The organism is Actinocorallia longicatena, assembly GCF_039534125.1.
GTDB lineage: Bacteria > Actinomycetota > Actinomycetes > Streptosporangiales > Streptosporangiaceae > Actinocorallia > Actinocorallia longicatena.
Window position 1 is genome coordinate 235,782 of record NZ_BAAAUV010000007.1, and the last position, 19,054, is coordinate 254,835.

The following is a 19,054-nucleotide window of genomic DNA, read 5'->3' on the forward strand; positions in this document are numbered from 1 at the left end:
CTAATGTCGGAGTATGAGCATGCGTTATCGGGTCCTTGGCGGGACCGGCATCGAAGTGAGCGTTCAGTGCCTGGGGACGATGATGTTCGGGGCGATCGGCAATCCCGATCATGACGACTGCGCGCGGATCATCCATGCGGCGCTCGACCAGGGGATCAACTTCATCGACACGGCCGACATGTACTCGGCGGGCGAGTCCGAGGAGATCGTGGGGAAGGCGCTCAAGGGGCGGCGCGACGAGGTCGTGCTCGCCACGAAGGTGCACTTCCCGATGGGCGGCGGGCCGAACAGGGGCGGGAACTCGCGCCGGTGGATCGTGCGCGAGGTCGAGGAGAGCCTGCGGCGGCTCGGGACCGACTGGATCGATCTCTACCAGGTGCACCGGCCGGATCACCGGACCGATGTCGAGGAGACGCTGTCCGTGCTGACGGACCTCGTCCGGGAGGGGAAGATCCGGGCGTTCGGGTGTTCGACCTTTCCCGCCGAGGAGATCGTCGAGGCTCAGGTCGTCGCGGAAAGGCGGGGGCTCGGGCGGTTCAGGACCGAGCAGCCTCCCTACTCGCTGCTGGCGCGGGGCGTCGAACGGTCGGTGCTGCCGGTCGCGCGGCGGTACGGGATGGGCGTCCTGGTCTGGGGGCCGCTGGCGTCGGGGTTCCTCACCGGCAGGAACCGCAAGGGCCGGCCCATCGACATGACCAGCGGACGCGCCGCGCTCACACCCGGCCGGTTCGACCCGTCGCTGCCGCTGACCGCCACCAAGCTCGACGCGGTGGAGGCGCTGGTCGAGGTCGCGGACGGCCTCGGCTGCACCCTGCCGGAGCTCGCTCTGGCCTTCCCCGCCGCCCATCCGGCGGTCACCTCGGTGATCATCGGCCCGCGGACGATGGAGCAGCTCGAAGCGTCACTGAAGGGCGCCTCCCTGGTCCTCGACGACGCATCGCTCGACCGCGTCGACGAGATCGTCCCCCCGGGCTTCGACCTCTACCACCCCGACGGCGCCTGGGTCTCCCCGCACCTGTCTCCCGCCGCCCGCCGCCGTCCGGAACTCGACCGTCCTGCGGCGGGCTAAAGGGCGGCGGCGAGGTCCCAGGTGAGGTCGGCGACGACGTTGGCTCGCTCTTCGCGCAGGTAGAAGTGGCCGCCGGGGTAGGTGTGGACGGTCGGCGGGGCGGTGGTGAAGTGCGCCCACTCGGCCATCTCCGGCGGGGTGATGATGGGGTCGGACGTGCCGCAGAAGGTGGAGACGGGGCAGCCGATGTTTCCCGTGAAACTTTCGCCGTAGCTGGAGTGGAGGATCATGTCGGCGGCGACCGCGGAGAGGGCGGCCGTGCGGATCGCGGGATCCTCGAAGGCCGCTGCGGCCTGGGCGTCGAGGCTGAGGACGGTGCCCTCGAGGTCGGAGCGGAACCGTGCGCGGACGTCCAGGGCGCGGCCGGTCAGATGGGCGGCGGGGAACGCCGAGACGCCCAGCAGGACCGGCGGGATTCCCGCCTCGGCCAGCGCCAGGGCGACCCGGGTCGCGAAGAGGCTGCCGGAGCTGTGCCCGAACAGCGCGCAGGGGCGGGTGGAACCGCGCAGTGCCGCTGTGAACGCCGTGACCAGGGGTTCCGCCTCGGTGGCCGGCGGGAGTTCGGCGCGGTGCTCGCGTCCGGGCAGGGCCAGGGCGTAGGGGGCGACGAACGGGGGCAGGTGATCGGCCCATGCCCGGTAGACCGACGCGCCGCCACCGCCGTGCGGGAAGCAGTAGAGCTCCACCTCGGCCCGCGGACGGTCGGCGAGGGGCAGCAGCCAGCCGGAAGCGGCGAGCGTCGCGGTCATGAGGTGCCTCCGGAGGGCGTCAGGCGGGTGAGGAGATGCCCGGTGAGCAGGTCGAGGGTGGGATGGGTCCACACGACGGTCGCCGGGACGGGGACGCCCAGATCGGCCTGGAGCCTGCGGCGCAGGCGCATCGCGCTGAGCGAGTCGAAGCCGAGCGCGACCAGGGACGCCGCGGGGTCGATCGGGCCGGGCAGCTCCAGGACGGCCCCGACCAGGGTGGCGACATGGTCGCGCAGGGCGGCTCGCCGTTCGGGGCCGGACAGGGCGTCGAGAGCCGTGAGGATCTCGCCTGAGGAGGCTTCGTCCTCGGTCGCGGAGGAGGCCATCGCCGAGAAGAACGGGGAGGCCGCCAGGGACGGGGCCGGTGCGAGCCAGCGGGCGGGATCGGCGGGGAAGACGCCGATCGAGGGCGGGGCGGTGTCGCCCGCCTCGATGAGCAGGCGCAGGGCGTCGAGGGCGTCGCGGGTCGAGAGGGTCGCGTAACCGCGTTCTCCCAGCTCGACCGCCAGGCCGACCTCTCCCCAGGGGCCCCAGCAGACGCTCAGCGAGGGCAGCCCGGACGCCCGGCGCCAGCGGGCGAAGCCGTCCAGCCAGGCGTTGGCGGCCGCGTAGGCGCCGAGGCCCAGGGAGCCGTACATGGCCGAACCGGAGGAGAACGTCACGAACCAGTCGGGAGACTGGCCGGCGAGTGCCTCGTGCAGGCGGAGCGCGCCGTCGGCCTTGGGACGCCAGGTCCGGGCGAGCTGGGCCTCGGTGAGGGTGCTCAGCACGGCGTCGTCGACGACGGCCGCCGCGTGCAGGACCCCGCTGACCCGGACGCCGGTGACCAGGCGCTCGGCCAGGCCAGGCTCCGCGATGTCGCCGAGGACGACGTCGACTCTGACGCCGCCGGTCCTCAGTTCCTGGAGGGCTTCGGGGGCGCGTTCGCTCCGGCCGTTCAGGATCAGGTGCCGGGCGCCGAGGCGGACCAGCCAGCGGGCCGTCTCCAGGCCGATTCCGCCGAGGCCGCCGGTGATGACGTAGGCGCCGTCGGGGCTCGCGACCCGGGTGCCGGCGGTGGTGCCGGTCAGCGGGCGGGCGGCCAGGCGTGCGATCCGGCGGGTTCCGGCCGTCCAGGAGATCTCGTCGGCGGGGTCGGCGGCCAGGAGTTCGGGGACCAGCACCTGGTCGGCGAGGTGCTCGGGTCCGTGCTGCCCCGTGTCGTGAGTGAGCAGGGTCGGGCGGAGGTCCTCGTGCTCGAAGGCCAGGACCCGGGTGAGGGCGCGGACGGGCTCGGTGAAGCCCGAGGAGGTTATCCACAGGCGGCCCGTGACGTTCAGTGCCGGACGGGTTCGGGAGAGTAGCTTCTGGAGGGAAGGGAGGGTGTCGGCCGGGCCCGGGATCGGGTCGGTGACGACGACGATGCCGCCGTGGAAGCCGTTCTCGATTCTGCGGGACGCGCCGAGGCGGGTGGCGAGGGCGTCGGCCAGCGGGCCGGTGCCGAGGACCGTCCAGTGGTCGAAGGCCGCGGTCGGTACGGCGGGGGAGGGCACGTGCTCGATGTGGTGGAAGAGCGGGGCGAGGCGGCGTTCGGAGGCGTCGACGGAGCGGAAGTGGGCGTCGTGGACTTCGGCGAGACAGGTGCCGTCCTCGGCCAGCAGCCGGACCTCGGTGGTGAGGGATCCGCCGTCGCTGAAGGTCACCCGGCCCTCGCACAGGCGGGTGCGGGCGGTGTCTCCGTGGACCCGGAGGCGGCCGACGCTGTGCGGGGTCGCGGTGGCGGCGACGCCGGATCCCGCCGCGTGGGCGGCGCCGACCGCTTGGAGGCAGACGTCGAGCAGGACGGGATGCAGGTGCAGGGCCGGGTCCGTGCGGGCGTGGGCGGGCACGGCGACCCGGGCGAGGACCGTCCCGGCCGAGATCCGCAGGGCGCGCAGCCCGGTGAAGGCGGGGCCGTAGTGGTAGCCCGCTCCGCGCAGCCTGGCGTAGTAGGAGGGCACGTCGACGGGCACGGGATGGGCGGCCGTCAGCGCGTCGATGTCGGCGGAGGCCGGCGCTCCCGCGGGGACCCTGCGCAGGGTCGCGGTCGCGTGCCGCAACCAGGTGCCGCCGGGTTTGGTGAAGACCTCGAAGCGGGCCTCGCCGGGGCCGGAGCCCGTCACGGACGTCGACACGCGGGTCCGCTCGGCCAGCGCGAGAAAGCACTCGAACCGGACATCGGAGATCTCGACCTCGGTGGCGGGGACGGCGAAGTACTCGGCCGCCGCGGCGATCGCCAGCTCGCAGAAGCCCGTCCCGGGCAGCACGGCACCGTCGTTCAGGACATGGTCGCCGAGCCAGGGGACCCGCGTGGTGCCGAGATCGGACTGCCACACCCTTCCGCCGTCGCCCGGCACGTCGAACCCGGTGCCCAGCAGGGGATGGCCCGTCGCGGCCTCGAGCACCCTCGGTTCGCCGGGCGCCCCTCCCGGCCGGGGCCGCGGCAGCGGGATCCAGTGGTCGTGCCGGTTCCAGGCCCGTACGGGCAGATCGGCCAGCCGGCCGCGCGGATGGACCGCGGACCAGTCGACCGTGCCCCCGGCGACGTACAGCGCGCCGAGCTGGGCGCGCATCGACCGCAGGTCGTCGTCTCCGCGCCGCAGCGTGTGCAGCACGGCCGCGCCCTCCCCGACGGCCTCGGCGAGCGTCTCGGCGAGCGCGAAGGTCAGGACGGGATGCGGCGAGACCTCGAGGTGGATCCGGTGCCCGTCGGCGGCGGCCGCGGCGACGGCGTCGGTGAGGCGGACGGGTTCGCGCAGGTTGGCGGCCCAGTACGCGGCGTCGAACACGGCGGAGCGGCGCGGATCGCCGCCCGCGGTCGTGTAGAACGGCACCGCCGCGGGCCGCGGTTCGAGATCGCCGAGCAGTTCCACGAGCTCGCCCAGCAGCGGCTCCACCTGCGGGGAGTGGCTCGCGACATCGGCGGCCACGACCCTGGCCAGCAGCCCGCGCCCCGCCCACTCCGCGACCAGCCGCCCGACCTCTTCGGGATCCCCCGCGACAACGGTCGTCCCCGGCGACGACACGACCGCGACCGACACCCCCGGCGTGAGCACGACCCGGTCATGCGGCAGATCGACCGAGGCCATCGCCCCCAGCCCGGCGATCCGCAGCAGCAGCCGCGACCTCCGGCAGATCACCTTCACCCCGTCGGCGACCGAGAGCCCCCCGGCCACGACCGCCGCGGCGACCTCCCCCATCGACTGCCCGATCACGGCCCCGGGCCGCACCCCCCGAGCCCTCCACGCCGCCGCCAGCCCCACCTGCACCGCGAACAGCAACGGCTGCACCCGATCGATGCGGCTCTCCTCCCGCCCGCTCTCCAGCACCTCCCGCACCGAGAACCCGCTCTCCGCGAAGATCAGCGGATCGAGCTCGTCCACGGCCCGAGCGAACGCCGCGTCCCCCTCCAGCAGCCCCCGCCCCATCCCCACCCCTTGGGACCCCTGCCCGGAGAACACCCAGACAGCTCCTCCACCAGCCCCGACCCCGACCGCTCCAACCGCGCCGGACCCCTTCGAGCCGACCACGCCGCGCCCGGTCGGGACGGACGCGCCGAGGACGTTCGACCCCGCCATGTCGTGTTCGGCCGGAAGGGGCGTGTTTCGGGGGGGCGGCTGGGTGGGGGGTCCGGACAGGGTGGTCAGGGCGGTGAGGAGGTCCTGGGTGGTCGTGGCTTCGATGACGGTGCGGGCGGTCTGGTGTTCGCGCCTTGTCCCCAGTGTGTGGACGATGTCGGCGAAGGCGGTTTCGGGGGAGCCGCGGAGCCAGCTCGCGAGGCGGGCGGCGGTTTCCGGGAGGGTCGCGGTCGAGGCCGCCGAGATCGGGATGACAACGGGTTCGTCCGGTCGGGGCGGGTCGTCCGGGTGGGGGAGGGCCGGGATCGCGGGTGGGGCCTGCTCGAGGAGGAGGTGGGCGTTGGTGCCGCTGATGCCGAAGGAGGAGACCGCCGCGTAGCGGGGGCCCGAGGGCCAGCCGGCGGGGGTGGTGGGGAGGTAGAGGGCGGTTCCGGTGGCGGGGATCTTGGGGTTCCAGGCGGTGAAGTGGAGGTTGCGGGGGATGACGCCGTGGCGGAGCGCGAGGACGGTCTTGAGCAGGCCGGCGGCTCCCGCGGCCGCCTCGGTGTGGCCGATGTTCGTCTTCAGGGCGCCGAGGGCGCAGGGAACTCCCCGGCCGTAGATCGAGGCGAGGGCGCCGAATTCGATGGGGTCGCCGAGGGGCGTTCCGGTGCCGTGGGTCTCGACCAGGCCGACCTCGTCGGGGTCGATCGAGGCCTGGTCGAGGGCCGCGCGGATGACGGCCCGCTGGGCGCCCGGATGCGGCGCCGTGAGCCCCTGCGAGCGGCCGTCGGAGTTCACCGCGGAGCCGCGCACGACCGCGAGGACCCGGTCGCCGTCGCGGAGGGCGTCGGTCAGCCGCTTCATGACGATCATCGCGGCGCCCTCGCCGCGGACGATGCCGTCGGCGGTGGCGTCGAAGCTGCGGCACCGGCCCGTCGGCGAGAACACCCCCCAGCTCGACAGGGCGAGGGTGCTCTCGGGGCTGAGCATGAGGCTCGCGCCGCCCGCCAGCGCCAGATCGCATTCGCGCATCCGCAGGCTCTGGCAGGCCAGATGGATCGCCACCAGCGACGACGAGCACGCCGTGTCGACCGCGATGCTCGGCCCGGTCAGGCCCAGCAGGTAGGAGATCCGCCCGGCCGCGACACTGTGCGCGTTGCCGGTGCCGGTGTAGGCGTCGATGGCGTTCCAGTTCCCGCCGAGCCGCATCAGGTAGTCGTTGTGGCAGAGGCCCGCGAAGACCCCGGTGCCGCTGCCTGCCAGGGATCCGGGCACGATGCCCGCGTGCTCCAGCGCCTCCCAGCCGACCTCGAGCATCAGCCGCTGCTGCGGGTCCATGGCCGAGGCCTCCGCGGGGGAGATCCCGAAGGCGGCGGCGTCGAACCCGGTGACGTCGTCGAGGAAGGCGCCCCACCGGGTGGCGGCCCTGCCCCTGGAGCCCGGTTCACGATCGTAGAAGGCCTCCACGTCCCACCGGTCGTGAGGCCCCTCCCGGACGGCGTCGACACCGTCCTCGAGCAGGCGCCACAGGGCTTCGGGGGAGTCGGCGCCACCGGGAAGACGGCAGCCCGCCCCGATGATCGCGACGGGTTCGGCGGAGACCGTCGAGGCCGCCTGGTCGAGTCGTGCGCGCACTTCGTCGCGCCGCGCCGGAGAAAGATCGGCGAGGCGGCTGGAGATCGTCGTCATGAGCTCTCTGAGAGGAGGTCCGTCAGCGGATGCGGAGCCCTGGGCGGGGCGGGAGCCGGGGCACCGGCCGTCAGATGGGCGGCCAGCCCGTTCATGGTCGGGAACTCCCACAGCAGAGTGGGAGTGACCGCGGTGTCGAACCGGTCGGCGATGAGGCCGGTGAAGACGACGGCCGTCCGGGAGGAGAATCCGAGCTCCGCCAGCGGACGGGCGGGGTCGAGCTCGTCGGCGGGGAGGCCGAGCAGCCCGGCGGCGGTCTCCCGCAGCCAGCGCGTGGTGACGATCACTGGTAGCCGCCCGCGAGGTAGCGCTCCCGGCAGGTGCCGCGGCGCAGCTTGCCGCTGGTGGTCTTCGGCAGGCCGCCTCTCGTGATCACGCGCAGATCGTGCAGCTCGATCCCGTGGCCTACGGCCAGGGCCCGGCGCGCGGCCCGCAGCAGGGCCGACGGGTCGGAGTACGTGCCGACCTGCGAGCGCGGGTCGTTCTCCGCGACGACGACGAGGCGTTCGGTGTCCTCGACCTCGATCGAGAAGGCGATCACATGACCGCGACGCAGCCCGGGGAGGGTGCTCTCGATCGTCGCCTCCAGGTCGGACGGGTGGTGGTTGCGGCCGTCGACGATGATCAGGTCCTTGTAGCGTCCGGCGATGTAGAGCTGGCCTTCGTGCAGGAATCCGGCGTCGCCGGTGCGCAGCCAGCCGTCCGTCCCGTCGAGGTGGGCGCCGAAATCGGGGTGGTCGGCCTGCCCGAGATAGCCGCCGGCGACGTTCGGCCCCCGCACCCAGATCTCGCCGACCCTGCCGGAGCCCAGATCGGTGAGGGCTTCGGGGTCGACGATCCGGACGTCCTGGAGAGTGGGCGTCCCGCAGCCGACCATCCGGCGGGCCGTGGGATCGTCGGCTATGACGATCCGGACCCGCCCGGCGTCCAGCTCGGCCCGGTCGCAGTCGATGATCGCGGGCTCCGTCCCGAAGGGCTTGGCGGTCACCAGCACGGTGGCCTCGGCGAGGCCGAAGCTCGGCGCGTGCGCCTCCGGCCGGAATCCGGCGGACGCGAAGGCCTCGCTGAAGCGCCGCAGCGAACGGTCGCGCACCGGTTCGCTGCCGTTGGTGACGGCGGTGAGCCGGCTCAGATCGAGCCCGGCCCGCTGGGTGATGGTGGTGCGGTCGACGCACATGTCGAGCGCGAAGTTGGGGATCGCGGTGTAGGTCGCCCGGTGCGAGGAGAGCGCGTGCAGCCAGCGCAGCGGATGCTGCACGAAGGCCATCGGATCCATCAGCAGGCAGTGCGCGCCCGCGACGACCGGCGACGCGAGCCCGGCGATCAGCCCCATGTCGTGGAACAGCGGCAGCCAGCTGACCACCCGCGACGATCCGTCGATCCGATAGGCCTCCCGCACCTGCGCGGACGACCAGGCCAGATTCGCATGACTGATCACCGCGCCGCGCGGCGAGCTCGTCGAACCGGACGTGTACTGCAGATAGGCGGTCTCGTCCCAGCGCTCCGGGGGCCGCCAGGCCGTGTCGCCGCCGATCTCGTCGATGGCGAGCGACGGAGCCGCGCCCAGCCCGTCGACCGGGGCCCGGGCCGCCGACGTGGTCAGCACCAGGGTGGGCAGCGCGTCCTTCAGCGACGCCACGAGCCCGGCATCCGACCGGAACGGCTCGGGCGCGTAGAGCGGGACGGCCACGGCGCCCGCCGCCAGGCATCCCAGGAATCCGATCACGTAGTCCAGACCCTGGGGACAGAGGACGGCCACCGGCTCCCCGGGGGCGACCCGTCCGGCGATGATCTCGCCCAGAACCCTGACCCGCCGGTCCAGCTCCCTGAACGTGAGGGTCGTGGCCGTGCCCTCGGCGGCCCGCCCGTAGCCGACGAACGTCATGGCCGCCTCCGCGGGCCGCTCGAGAGCGTGAACTCCCAGCGAGCCGACAACGGACAACGGCTTCTCGAGTGCGGTCATCGCGGCCTCCAGTGTCACGAACGCGGCAACGAAGGGCCAGCCGACCCCCGCTCTTCGCGACCTAGCTAACACCGCCCGCAATATCGGGTGAAAGTTGAAACACGTAAAATGATCATGCTTCTGACCTGGGTAAACGCCCTTGCTGTCTAATGAGAGAGAGTTCCGGTGAAGACGGCTTGCGGGCTACGGCAGGGAGATCCAGGCGGCCGCGTCCGGGGGCAGCAGCCCGTCCTCGACCGGGACGCTGGTCAGGATGACGTCGCCCGGCGGGAGAAGAGCGGGCGCGGATCCGAAGTTGGCGACGAACACGAAGCCGGGCTCGCGTGTGAACATCAGCAGGTCGGGACGGGTGTCCGCCCAGGCCAGCTCGCCGTCCCCGAGCGCCGGGTGCTCGCGGCGCAGTTTGATCGCGGCTCGGTAGAGGCTGAGCGGGGAGCCGAGGTCGTCGCTCTGCGCCTCCCTCGTGAAGCCCGCCCAGCCTTCCGGCTGCGGAAGCCAGGGGGAGCCGCTCTCGCTGAAGCCGTACGGTGCGGTCCCCCCGCTCCAGGGCAGCGGGATGCGGCAGCCGTCACGGCCGACGACCAGGCCGCCCGTGAGGGCGAAGATGGGGTCCTGCCTGCGGTCGGCGGGGATGTCCAGGACCTCGAACAGCCCGAGCTCCTGCCCCTGGTAGACGTAGGCGGAACCGGGCAGGGCGAGCAGCAGCAGCGCCGCCGCCCTCGCCCGCCGCGCGCCCGTCTCGGCGTCGACCCGCACCTCTCCGCGCATCACCTCGGGCGTGGGATTGCGGATCAGCGCCTGGTCCACGCCCATCCGGGTGGCGAGGCGCGGGGAGTCGTGGTTCTCCAGCACCCACGGCGCCGCGGTCTCCGACCCCGCGCAGACGTCCAGCGCGAAATCGATGGACGCCCGCAGCTCCGCGGGCTGCCAGGGAGTCGCGACGAGCCCCAGGTTGAAGACCTGATGGAGCTGGCCGTCCTCCATGAAGGGGGCCATGACCGCACGGTCGTCATACCAGGCCTCGAGGACGGCGGCCCTGCGTCCGGGGAACACGTCGGCGGGGTAGGAGTCGAGCAGTTTCCGCCAGCCGCGGTAGAGCTCGAAGAGCGCCGGCTGCGTCATGTAGGGGGAGTCGGGGCCCACGCCGGGCGCGCCGGGCGGCAGGTCGGGCAGGCCCTCGGCCTTGTAGAGCCCGAGGGCCGCGTCGACCCGGAAGCCGGCCACGCCGCGGTCCAGCCAGAACCGCAGGACGTCCTCGAACATCGCGGGGACCGCGGGGTCGTCCCAGTTGAAGTCGGGCTGGCTCGAGTCCCACAGGTGCAGGTACCACTGCCCGTCCTCGACCCTGGTCCAGGCCGGGCCGCCGAACATCGACTGCCAGTTGTTGGGCGGGCTCCCGTCGGGTCCGCCGTCCCTGAAGTGGAACCGGCGGCGCTCGGGGCCGCCGGGCCCGCTCCGCAGGGCGTCCCGGAACCACGGGTGCTCGATCGAACAGTGATTGGGCACGATGTCCACGATGACGCGGATGTCGTGCGCGGCGGCGGCACGGATCAGGGCGTCCGCGTCGGCGAGGGTGCCGAACCGCGGATCGACGTCCCGGTAGTCGCTGACGTCGTAGCCCCCATCGGCCATCGGCGAGGGATAGAACGGGTTCAGCCAGATCGCGTCCACGCCCAGTTCGGCGAGGTGGGGGAGCCGCTCCCGCAGCCCCACGAAGTCGCCGACGCCGTCGCCGTTGCCGTCGGCGAAACTGCGCAGGTAGACCTGGTAGACGATGGCGTCCTTCCACCATTGACCGAGCTCAGCCATTGAACACCTCGCATGTCGAAGATCAGCTGGACGAGCGTCCCATCCGATCGACTCGGCCGCGGGTCGTGCCGCGGGTGCGATGCTGCCGAGCGCGCCTGATCACGATGTGGAGGCCGAGACGGCCGTCGCGACCGACGCTCCTCGTCACGGAGAGCATGATCCCTTCGGCTGTCGGGAGCACGCTAGCGCATTCCCGACATAAGGGGTATAGCGGAAATGAAGCGCCGTGTTCGTGCTGTTTTGCCAGGTGAGAGCCCTGCCATGAGAGATGGTGTTCGGCCCGGAGGGTCTCGGTGTGGCTGCGGTGAGTAACGGATTCCGGAGGAGGCGGCGGAGCCCGCCGGTGATCCTTTAGGATCCCCCGGCATGACCAGCAGCGTGTCGCCGGCGGGATATCGGATCATCAGCGCGGAGGAGGCTCAGTCACGGTTCGAGGTGTCGGAGGACGTGGCCCATCCGTTCGGGGACTTCGCCGCTGAGCAGGAGATCCGGCTGTACGAGGGCGGGCTGGTGGTCGCCGGTGATCTGGAGCCGGAGTCCGACGACGACTGGATCCCCTACAACGTGATCGTCGACGGAGACCTCTCCGTCGCGGGGACCCTCGACTGGTGGGACAGCGGCAGCGGGAACTTCCTCCTGGTCACCGGGGACGTGACCGCGCGGAACGTCATCCTGTCGGGCTGTCCCGAGCTGTGCGTCCGCGGCGACCTGACCGCGACGGGCGGAGTCCAGGGCAGCTACGGGGACGACGGCGGGGTGCTGACCGTCCGGGGACTGCTCCGGGCACCGTTCGTCATGAGCACCCTGTACTTCTGCATGTACTTCGACCGGCCGCCGGAGGCCCTGCACATCGCGGATCCCTACCGGACGAACCAGCCGGTCGACTTCACCCATGACGAGCTCGGCGAACTGGTCGTCCCGGAGATGTTCGGCAAGAACGGATCCGTGGACGAGCGGACCATCGGCGCCGCACTGCGCGAGGGCCGTCCCGTCCTGCGCGACGGGATCCGTCCGGCCCACGAGATCGCCCTGGCGGAGCTGAGGGCCCTTCGGGAACGGCCGGAGGAGGTGACCGAACTCGACCTGTCCGATCGCAAGCTGCGCGAGTTCCCGAGAGACCTGCTGTCCTTCCCCCGGCTGCGGATCCTGTCGCTCGCGGGCAACGGCGACCTCGGCACCCTGCCCGAAGGGCTCGGCGTCCTGTCCGAGCTGGAGGAGCTGAACCTCTCCGGCACCGGGCTGACCGCACTGCCCGGCTCGTTCGGCGAACTGCGAGCCCTGCGCGTCCTCGACATCTCCGGCAACGCGCTGACCGCCCTCCCGGACTCCCTCGGAGACCTCACGCACCTGGAGGTCCTGCGGGCGGCGAGGCTGTCCTGCCCGGTCCCGCCGGCGCTGGGCCGCCTCGGTTCCCTGCGCGAACTGGACCTCTCCAACCTCCAGCCGGGTGAGTACAACGACATCGTCGCCTTCCCGTCACCGATCACGGGTCTGGCGAACCTCCGCACCCTGAAGCTGTCCCACGTCTGGCTGGCCGAACTGCCCGACACCCTGCTCGCACTGACCGCACTGGAACACCTGGACCTGCGCGGCTCCCTGTCCGAGGGCCTGCGGCGCCTCCCCGACCTGGCACGGCTGCCGCTGCGCGTCCTGCGCCTGAGCGGCAACACCCCCTGGTCCTTCCAGCCCGAACCCGATCCCGATCTGCTGTCGGCCGTCTGGTCGATCACCACGCTCGAGCACCTCGAGATCGACCGCTGGAACGAGAAGCGCTCCGGGACCACCGTCACCCGCCGCCCCCTGATCACCCTCCCCGACGACGCCTTCGCGCGCATGCCGGGCCTCCGCCTCCTCGACCTCTCCTTCAACCCGCTGAAGACCCTTCCGGAGTCCTTCTTCTCCCTCCCCCTGCTGGCGGCGGCCGACCTCGGCCACACCGACCTGGACGCCCCCACCACGACCCGCGTCCACACCACCTACCCGGCCCTCCGCGGCTCCCTGCGCCCCGCCGGGGACTGACCCGCCGTCATCGGGTGCCGAGGGCGCGGATCCAGTCGATGGTCATGCGGGCGGGGAAGCGGGTGCTCGGCGGGGGCGAGCCCTGCCAGGCGCCGCCGATCTGGAGGTTGACGATGATCGTCAGGGGCTGGTCGAAGGGCCAGCCCTTGTAGCGGTCGAGGTGCCCGTAGGGGCGGCCGTCGATCGTCCAGGTGATGCGGGCCGGGGTCCAGTCGACGGCGTAGGTGTGGAATCCCCGGTCGACCCGGCCCGGCAGGGTCGTGCTGTGGGAGGCGACCCGGTCGAGGTGGTGGGCGGCGGAGAAGACCTGGCGGGGACGGGCGCCGAAGATCTCGCCGATGTCGATCTCGCCGTAGCGGGGCCCGCGCAGCTCGGAGCCGTTGGTCTGGAGCCAGAAGGCGGGGAAGACGCCGGCTCCGGTGGGGAAGCGGATGCGGGCGGCGACGCGTCCGTAGCGGACCGGCGTGACGGAGCGGATCCGTCCCGAGCCGTAGCTGCACGGCCCGTACCAGCAGGTGGTGTCGGCGGTCTGGTGGTCGGCGGTGATGACCAGATGGCCGCGCCCGTCCCGGCCGAGATGGGCGGCGTCGTAGGAGACCAGGCCGTGTCCTCCCCAGCCGCCGCGGTCACCGGTCACGATCGCCCATTTGCCCGGGGCGGGCGGGCCGGTGCCGTCGAACTCGTCGGACCAGGTCCAGGTGCGGCCTCGGGGCGCGGGAGGCGAGGCGGGGTCGACCGCGGGCGGGGGCGCCGGGCGGCTCGGTCTCGCCGCCGGAGGGGCCGGACGGGCCGGACGGCGCGGACGCTCTTCGGACGAGGTGATGTGGACGCCGGCGGAAACGGCCAGGAAGCCCGCGCCGGCGACGGCTGCGAGGACCTGCAGGAGCTCGGCTGCGGAACGGATCATCGGAGGCTCGCTACACGAGGTCGGGTTCGCGCAGGTCATGCGCGAGGTCAGCCGATGCCATCGAGATCTCGACGGTCTCCCGGGTGCCCCAGCCCGTCCGGGTGAGGGTCAGGAGGCAGAACAGCCGGAGAGGCAGCAGGAGCAGGATGTGCATGAGCCCGTACAGGGGTGCCATCGCGAAGACGCACAGCTGCTGGAAGGTGGTCGTGCCGGGACGGCGGAGGTCGAGATAGCGCACGGACCTCAGATAGCCGAAGGTCGCGATCATGGTGGCGTACGGGAGGATGAGCAGGCGCTCCTGAAGGAAAGGGGCGACCAGCAGCGCGTACAGCAGGGTCGAGGTGAACACGACCCAGCTCGTCATCTCCACGGCCGACAGCAGCCAGGCCATCGGGCGTCGCAGGGCGAAGGTCCGCAGGCACCACAGGGACTCCCGGAAGAACGAGCGGTTCCAGCGCGCCTGCTGGCGCAGGAAGTGACCGACCCGTTCGGGGACCATCGTCTCGGCGACCGCGGTGCTCTGCAGGAGGACCCGGCCCTCGGAAAGGCAGTAGTTGGTCAGCCTCCGGTCGTCCCCGATGATCGCGGGACGGCCCAGGAACCGCTGGTGGCGGAAGTCGTCGAGGTGGCGCCGCACGACCTCGCCCCGGTAGGCCGACAGCGAGCCGCAGCAGCACAGCACGCTGCCGAGCACCGAATAGGCGGCCCGCTCGTAGAGGAAGGCGTTGGCGTAGCGGAGGTCGAGCAGCCTGGTCAGCACGTTGGTGCGGGCGTTGGCGGCCAGGACGACACCGGTCACCGCCGTCACGCGCTCGTCGGCCAGGCCGACGAGCAGTTCGCGCACCGCGTCCGGCCGCAGGACCGTGTCACTGTCGATGGTGATGTAGACGCGCGCGTCCGGCCTGCTGAGGAACGCGCGGACGAGCGCCTCCCGCTTGCCGAGGTTGGCGGGTTGCCGCAGCACGTCCAGCTCCGAGCCCCGGGCACCGAACGCCTGGACGAGGCTCCTCCCCACGAGGAGGGCGCCGTCGTCGGCGTTGCCGTCGTCGACCATCACGACGGTCGGCGGCAGCACCTCCTGGTCCAGGATGGACAGCAGGCAGCGCCGGAGCGTTCCGAGGTCCTCGTTGAAGGTCGGAATGACCAGCACGACACCGGCCGCGCCGACGCCCGTCGCACGCCGGTTCCGGTAACAGGACGCCAGCAGCAGCTTGATCACGAGCAGGATCAGCATGCCCGGCCCCAGCGGACCGAACTCATCGGTTCCGGCCCACTCGAACCACGCGACCGCGATCACCGCGAACACCGCGAACCCGCGAACCCTCGATCCGCCCCCCACCATGGCGACCACCCCCTGAAGCGATGAGTCTTCCAACGCCACGGGCGAGAGAGTCTCCGCTCGACCTCCCTTCCCGGGCAAGAATCCCCATGATCGGGCGGGGGCTCCGCCGAGCCGGGAAGACGTGTCCTCCCGCGCTCAGCCGGTGGCGATGGCGCAGAGCGAGTTCAGTGCGCGGAGGTGCGCACTCGCGCGGGCATCCATCGCCCCTGGCGCGGCAAGTCTCCCCCGGAAGGGCCCGACATCATGATCAACTGCTCCGGGTCGCCGTAGGAGGAGTGGTCATGGTTCGGGGATTGTGGGCAGCGGGGGCGGTCTGCGCGGTGGGAGCACTGGTCACCGGGGGTTCAGGTGCTCCGGCGGCCTCGGCCGTCGCGGGGTCGCTGCTGGTGTCGGAGCAGTTCACCGGGGCGCAGTCCGATCCGCGGTTCCAGGGGTACGGGACGGCCTGCCTGACCGGCGCTCCACAGGTGATCGCGGTGGGCGCGGGCTCCCATCCGCTGCGGGGCTGCCCGGACGGCCAGGTGGGGCCGGTGCCGCCGAATCCGGGAGCGCCGTTCGGCTACCTCCAGCTCACCGACGCCGGCAAGGACCGGGCCGGCGCGGCGCTGTTCCAGAGCGAGATCCCGGCGTCGGACGGGCTGGACGTCAGTTTCGAGCAGTGGCAGTACGGCAGCACGACGCCGTCGCCGATCAGGCCGGGCATGCAGCACGCGGACGGGATCTCCTTCTTCCTCACCGACGGGATCGGTGACCTGGACGCTCCTGGCGCGTTCGGCGGCAGCCTCGGTTACGCCCAGAAGCGCCCCGACGGCGATCCGAACCGGCCGTTCATCCCCGGCGTGCGGAACGGCTATCTCGGCATCGGCCTGGACGCGCTGGGCAACTACTTCGGCGACTGGGAACAGCGCGGCGACGGCTGCCCGCGACGCTCACCCGCGGGCCAGAACTTCCGCATCCCCGGCCCCGGCGAGAACATGGTCACCGTCCGCGGTCCGGGCGACGGCACCACCGGCTACTGCTGGCTCACCGCGACGACCTCCAACACCACCACGACCGCGCCCTGGCCCTCGACCCTGCCCGGTCAGCTCGTCGGCCCGCTCGCCACGATCCCGCCGGGCACCACCGCCCAGGACGCCCAGACCCTGCTGGAACCCAGCAAGCGCACCGTTCGGATCCGCATCAGCCCCGCACCCGATCCCCAGGTCACCGTCGATGTCGACTTCCAGGACGGCCAGGGCTTCCACCGGGTCCTGACCTTCGACGCCCCCGAATCCGGCCAGAGCCTCCGCCGGGTCCCGGCCTCCGCCGCCGCCGCAACCGTCCCCGCCGGATACTCTTTCGGCTTCGCCGCCTCGACCGGTGCGTTCACCGACGTCCACCTCATCCGCAACGTCGTCGTCCGCTCCTTCCGCCCCCGGGCGGCCCTGTCCCTGCGCAAACTGGTCGACACCGCCCTCCCCGCTCCTCACACCGCCGGCCAGCGGCTGCCCTACCGGTTCGTCCTCACCAACACCGGCGACCAGGACCTCGACACCCTGCACATCACCGATCCCGGTGCCACCGCCCTGACCTGCCCGGCGATCACCCTCGCCCCCGGTCGCAGCACCACCTGCACCGGCCACCACACCCTCACCGCCGGCGACATCCAACGCCGCAAGATCGTCAACACCGCCACCGCGACCGCCCACCGCACCGACAACGCCGGGCTCGTCACCTCCGACCCTTCCACCACGACCTTCACCCTCACCCCCGGACCCCGCCCCCGGCCCGGCCCGCCCACCCACCGCCCCGAACCCAAGCCTCGCCCCAAGCTTCACCCCAAGCCGAAACCCGGACCGCACGGCTCCTGCCGCCAACCCATCGGGCACCGCACCTCCTGCTGAGGCCGCCTGCCCACCCGGCCGCACCTCCTCGGGATGGGATCACGATCTCGGAGTGCAGGGGTGAGCTCGAGGATGGGGCCGGGCCCTGCCCGGCAACGGGGTCGGACCGCGTGGTCCGTGGCGGCCGGCGACCAGGCCGTGACTCTGCACCGTCGGGACCCCGGTGGAACCGGCCGCGGCGGCCAGTCCGCTCTGCCTCCATGACGCACGGCCTCCCGCGGCCACGGTCCTGCTGATCCTGGGCGTCCCCGCGCCCACGGTGATGACGATCATGGGGTGGTCGAGCGTGTCCATGGCCGAGCGCTATCAGCACGTCGTTGACTCGATCCGAACCGGCGTGGCGCGGCAGGCCGGCGGACTGCTCTGGAACGACCAGCGGGCGGCGGTCCCGGCTGAAGCTGAGGAGGACGAATGGCTTCCCGGCCTGCCCTGACAGGTCAAGAACCGGCCGGTCGGGCCGAAGGAGACGGGGAGTGAGACTGCGAGAACGACAAAAGCCGGTGTCCTGGGGACACCGGCTCCTGTTCTGCCTGGTCAGGCGAGCGGAGGATACGAGATTCGAACTCGTGAGGGCTTGCACCCAACACGCTTTCCAAGTCTGCACGTCGGTGTTCGTAGGGGGCCAAAACCCCTGCTGACCAGGGGTTCGTTGTTCTGCTGAACGCTCCTGAACACCCACGGACACGTACGAATGCAACGGGAAATGCAACTGGCGAACCCAGATCAAGCCGAATGTCCACGAGCTGGACGATCAAGGCCCTGACCTGGATGGGCGATCCCGTACAGGGCTCCGCGTGGATGAAGACCGGCCCGACCTCCTCGTACGGGCCGGCCTCGTCCGCCGGCGGAGATCGGACCACCAAGTGGTCAGTTGACGACGGTCGGCGCGTTGCCCTTGGCGCCGACTCCCCAGACTCCGCCGCCGGGCGCTGCCGCGAGGTCCCCGACGGAGACACCGGCGGGGAGCTTCACCGGCTCCCACGCGCCGAGGACGTAGCGGTAGGGGAGGCCCGTCGCCGACCCGGACTTCCGCAAGGTGACCCAGGGGGTTCCGGACGCGTCCACGGCCAGGTCGGAGAGGCCGTCGGTCCCTGCGGGGGCGTTGACGCCGGTCCAGGCGGAGCCGGTCCAGTGCAGCAGGCGCAGGTTGGACAGGGCCCAGACGTTCTTGCTCGTGACCGGGGCGATGGCGGAGACGAACTCGTCGCCGAGGCCGGCGTTCAGTTTGGTGGACGTCCAGGTCTTGCCGTCGAAGTGCTGGACGTAGGAGGCTCCGCCGCTGCCGCCGCCCACACTCCAGAGGTCGTTCCCGGCCAGCCCCTGAACGTCGTAGGGCGAGAAGAGATCGGGCAGCTTGATCTCGGTCCAGGTGGTGCCGGTCCGCTTGGCCAGCCGGCTGTCCAGGCCCTCGTAGTAGGTGATGAACGTGCCCGCTGGGCTGGTGTAGAGCGAGCTGATGTCCTTGACCGGCAGGGTGACCGGCTGGAACGCCTTGCCGTCGAAGCGGGCCACGTAGGTGCCGGGGTAACCGGCCCGATCCGTGCCCATGACCCAGGTCTCGGCCCCGCTGGAGACGACCTTGGCGATTTGGCCCTGGCCGTTCAGGGGCTGGCCGTTCCAGCCGTTGAGCGGGTACTCCTTCCAGAAGGTGCCCTCGCGGTGGCGCAGGACCGGGTTGCCGGGGCTGCTCACCGCGCAGAAGTCGGCCCATTTGATGCAGTACTTGCCCTGGGCGCCGCCGATCCAGGCCCCGCCCCCGACATCGACGGCGACGGTCCCGAGCCCGGCCTCGGACCAGAGGAAGGGGAGTTTGACTTCGCTCAGCTCAGGGGCGGCGGCGTTGGCGGGGGTGGCGAAGGAGAGGACGGCGGCGATGGCCAGCAGACGTTTCATGACGATCACTATTCAGCGGTCTTCAAAAAAACGCTAGTGTCTTTTAGGCTCAATTCCGAGCCGGGGCGCCCTCGCGAGGACGGCGTTGCCGACAGGTGTCCCTGGCCCGAACCACCTCTGCCGTTGCGCTCCCGCCCCAGGGCTGCTCTAGCC

The 19,054-nt window shown here is 71.9% G+C and carries 12 protein-coding genes; 4 read left to right on the forward strand and 8 right to left on the reverse strand.

Annotated features, from left to right (window positions below):
- Nucleotides 1–13: 13 nt before the first annotated feature.
- Complete coding sequence (locus ABD785_RS16840) at nucleotides 14–1,069, forward strand: aldo/keto reductase (protein WP_344829054.1); 1,056 nt, start codon at nucleotides 14–16, stop codon at nucleotides 1,067–1,069.
- Here ABD785_RS16840 and ABD785_RS16845 read toward each other — a convergent pair.
- From ABD785_RS16845 to ABD785_RS16865, 5 genes are all read right to left on the reverse strand, one after another.
- The gene (locus tag ABD785_RS16845; protein ID WP_344829056.1) at nucleotides 1,066–1,818 is read right to left on the reverse strand and encodes a thioesterase II family protein; all 753 of its coding nucleotides are present in this window, start codon (nucleotides 1,816–1,818) and stop codon (nucleotides 1,066–1,068) included. The two genes, ABD785_RS16840 and ABD785_RS16845, sit on opposite strands and share 4 nt — an antisense overlap.
- Nucleotides 1,815–7,085 carry a type I polyketide synthase gene (locus tag ABD785_RS16850; protein ID WP_344829059.1) on the reverse strand — a complete coding sequence of 1,757 codons (5,271 nt, stop codon included), beginning with the start codon at nucleotides 7,083–7,085 and terminating at the stop codon, nucleotides 1,815–1,817. Before ABD785_RS16850 ends, ABD785_RS16845 begins: the two co-directional genes overlap by 4 nt.
- On the reverse strand, nucleotides 7,082–7,372 hold the full coding sequence (locus tag ABD785_RS16855) for an acyl carrier protein (protein ID WP_344829060.1): 291 nt from the start codon (nucleotides 7,370–7,372) through the stop codon (nucleotides 7,082–7,084). The genes ABD785_RS16850 and ABD785_RS16855 overlap by 4 nt, the downstream gene beginning before the upstream one ends.
- Nucleotides 7,369–9,048, reverse strand: a complete 1,680-nt coding sequence (locus ABD785_RS16860) for a fatty acyl-AMP ligase (RefSeq protein WP_344829062.1) — start codon at nucleotides 9,046–9,048, stop codon at nucleotides 7,369–7,371. Before ABD785_RS16860 ends, ABD785_RS16855 begins: the two co-directional genes overlap by 4 nt.
- Before the next feature lie 183 nt (nucleotides 9,049–9,231).
- Nucleotides 9,232–10,857, reverse strand: a complete 1,626-nt coding sequence (locus ABD785_RS16865) for an alpha-amylase family glycosyl hydrolase (RefSeq protein WP_344829064.1) — start codon at nucleotides 10,855–10,857, stop codon at nucleotides 9,232–9,234.
- Between the two features lie 366 nt (nucleotides 10,858–11,223).
- On the opposite strand from ABD785_RS16865, the gene ABD785_RS16870 reads away from it, so the two are divergent.
- Nucleotides 11,224–12,876, forward strand: a complete 1,653-nt coding sequence (locus tag ABD785_RS16870) for a leucine-rich repeat domain-containing protein (protein WP_344829066.1) — start codon at nucleotides 11,224–11,226, stop codon at nucleotides 12,874–12,876.
- Between the two features lie 7 nt (nucleotides 12,877–12,883).
- On the opposite strand, the gene ABD785_RS16875 is transcribed toward ABD785_RS16870, so the two are convergent.
- Nucleotides 12,884–13,783 carry a glycoside hydrolase family 16 protein gene (locus tag ABD785_RS16875; protein ID WP_344829068.1) on the reverse strand — a complete coding sequence of 300 codons (900 nt, stop codon included), beginning with the start codon at nucleotides 13,781–13,783 and terminating at the stop codon, nucleotides 12,884–12,886.
- A 10-nt stretch (nucleotides 13,784–13,793) separates the two neighbouring features.
- On the reverse strand, nucleotides 13,794–15,164 hold the full coding sequence (locus tag ABD785_RS16880) for a glycosyltransferase (RefSeq protein ID WP_344829070.1): 1,371 nt from the start codon (nucleotides 15,162–15,164) through the stop codon (nucleotides 13,794–13,796).
- Between the two features lie 242 nt (nucleotides 15,165–15,406).
- On the opposite strand from ABD785_RS16880, the gene ABD785_RS16885 reads away from it, so the two are divergent.
- Together ABD785_RS16885 and ABD785_RS16890 are read left to right on the forward strand one after the other, a co-directional pair.
- Nucleotides 15,407–17,008, forward strand: a complete 1,602-nt coding sequence (locus ABD785_RS16885; RefSeq protein ID WP_344829072.1) for a DUF7507 domain-containing protein — start codon at nucleotides 15,407–15,409, stop codon at nucleotides 17,006–17,008.
- Between the two features lie 163 nt (nucleotides 17,009–17,171).
- Nucleotides 17,172–17,441, forward strand: a complete 270-nt coding sequence (locus ABD785_RS16890; protein WP_344829074.1) for a tyrosine-type recombinase/integrase — start codon at nucleotides 17,172–17,174, stop codon at nucleotides 17,439–17,441.
- A gap of 434 nt (nucleotides 17,442–17,875) precedes the next feature.
- Here ABD785_RS16890 and ABD785_RS16895 read toward each other — a convergent pair whose 3' ends face one another.
- Entirely contained in the window at nucleotides 17,876–18,901 is a 1,026-nt protein-coding gene (locus tag ABD785_RS16895) for a beta propeller repeat protein (RefSeq protein WP_344829076.1), read from the reverse strand.
- Between the last annotated feature and the right edge of the window lie 153 nt (nucleotides 18,902–19,054).

Bases quoted from the DNA above. Each gene is read 5' to 3' on its own strand.
- ABD785_RS16840 (WP_344829054.1), top strand. From the start codon at position 14: ATGAGCATGCGTTATCGGGTCCTTGGCGGGACCGGCATCGAAGTGAGC.
- ABD785_RS16845 (WP_344829056.1), bottom strand. From the start codon at position 1,818: ATGACCGCGACGCTCGCCGCTTCCGGCTGGCTGCTGCCCCTCGCCGAC.
- ABD785_RS16850 (WP_344829059.1), bottom strand. From the start codon at position 7,085: ATGACGACGATCTCCAGCCGCCTCGCCGATCTTTCTCCGGCGCGGCGC.
- ABD785_RS16860 (WP_344829062.1), bottom strand. From the start codon at position 9,048: ATGACCGCACTCGAGAAGCCGTTGTCCGTTGTCGGCTCGCTGGGAGTT.
- ABD785_RS16865 (WP_344829064.1), bottom strand. From the start codon at position 10,857: ATGGCTGAGCTCGGTCAATGGTGGAAGGACGCCATCGTCTACCAGGTC.
- ABD785_RS16870 (WP_344829066.1), top strand. From the start codon at position 11,224: ATGACCAGCAGCGTGTCGCCGGCGGGATATCGGATCATCAGCGCGGAG.
- ABD785_RS16875 (WP_344829068.1), bottom strand. From the start codon at position 13,783: ATGATCCGTTCCGCAGCCGAGCTCCTGCAGGTCCTCGCAGCCGTCGCC.
- ABD785_RS16885 (WP_344829072.1), top strand. From the start codon at position 15,407: ATGGTTCGGGGATTGTGGGCAGCGGGGGCGGTCTGCGCGGTGGGAGCA.
- ABD785_RS16895 (WP_344829076.1), bottom strand. From the start codon at position 18,901: ATGAAACGTCTGCTGGCCATCGCCGCCGTCCTCTCCTTCGCCACCCCC.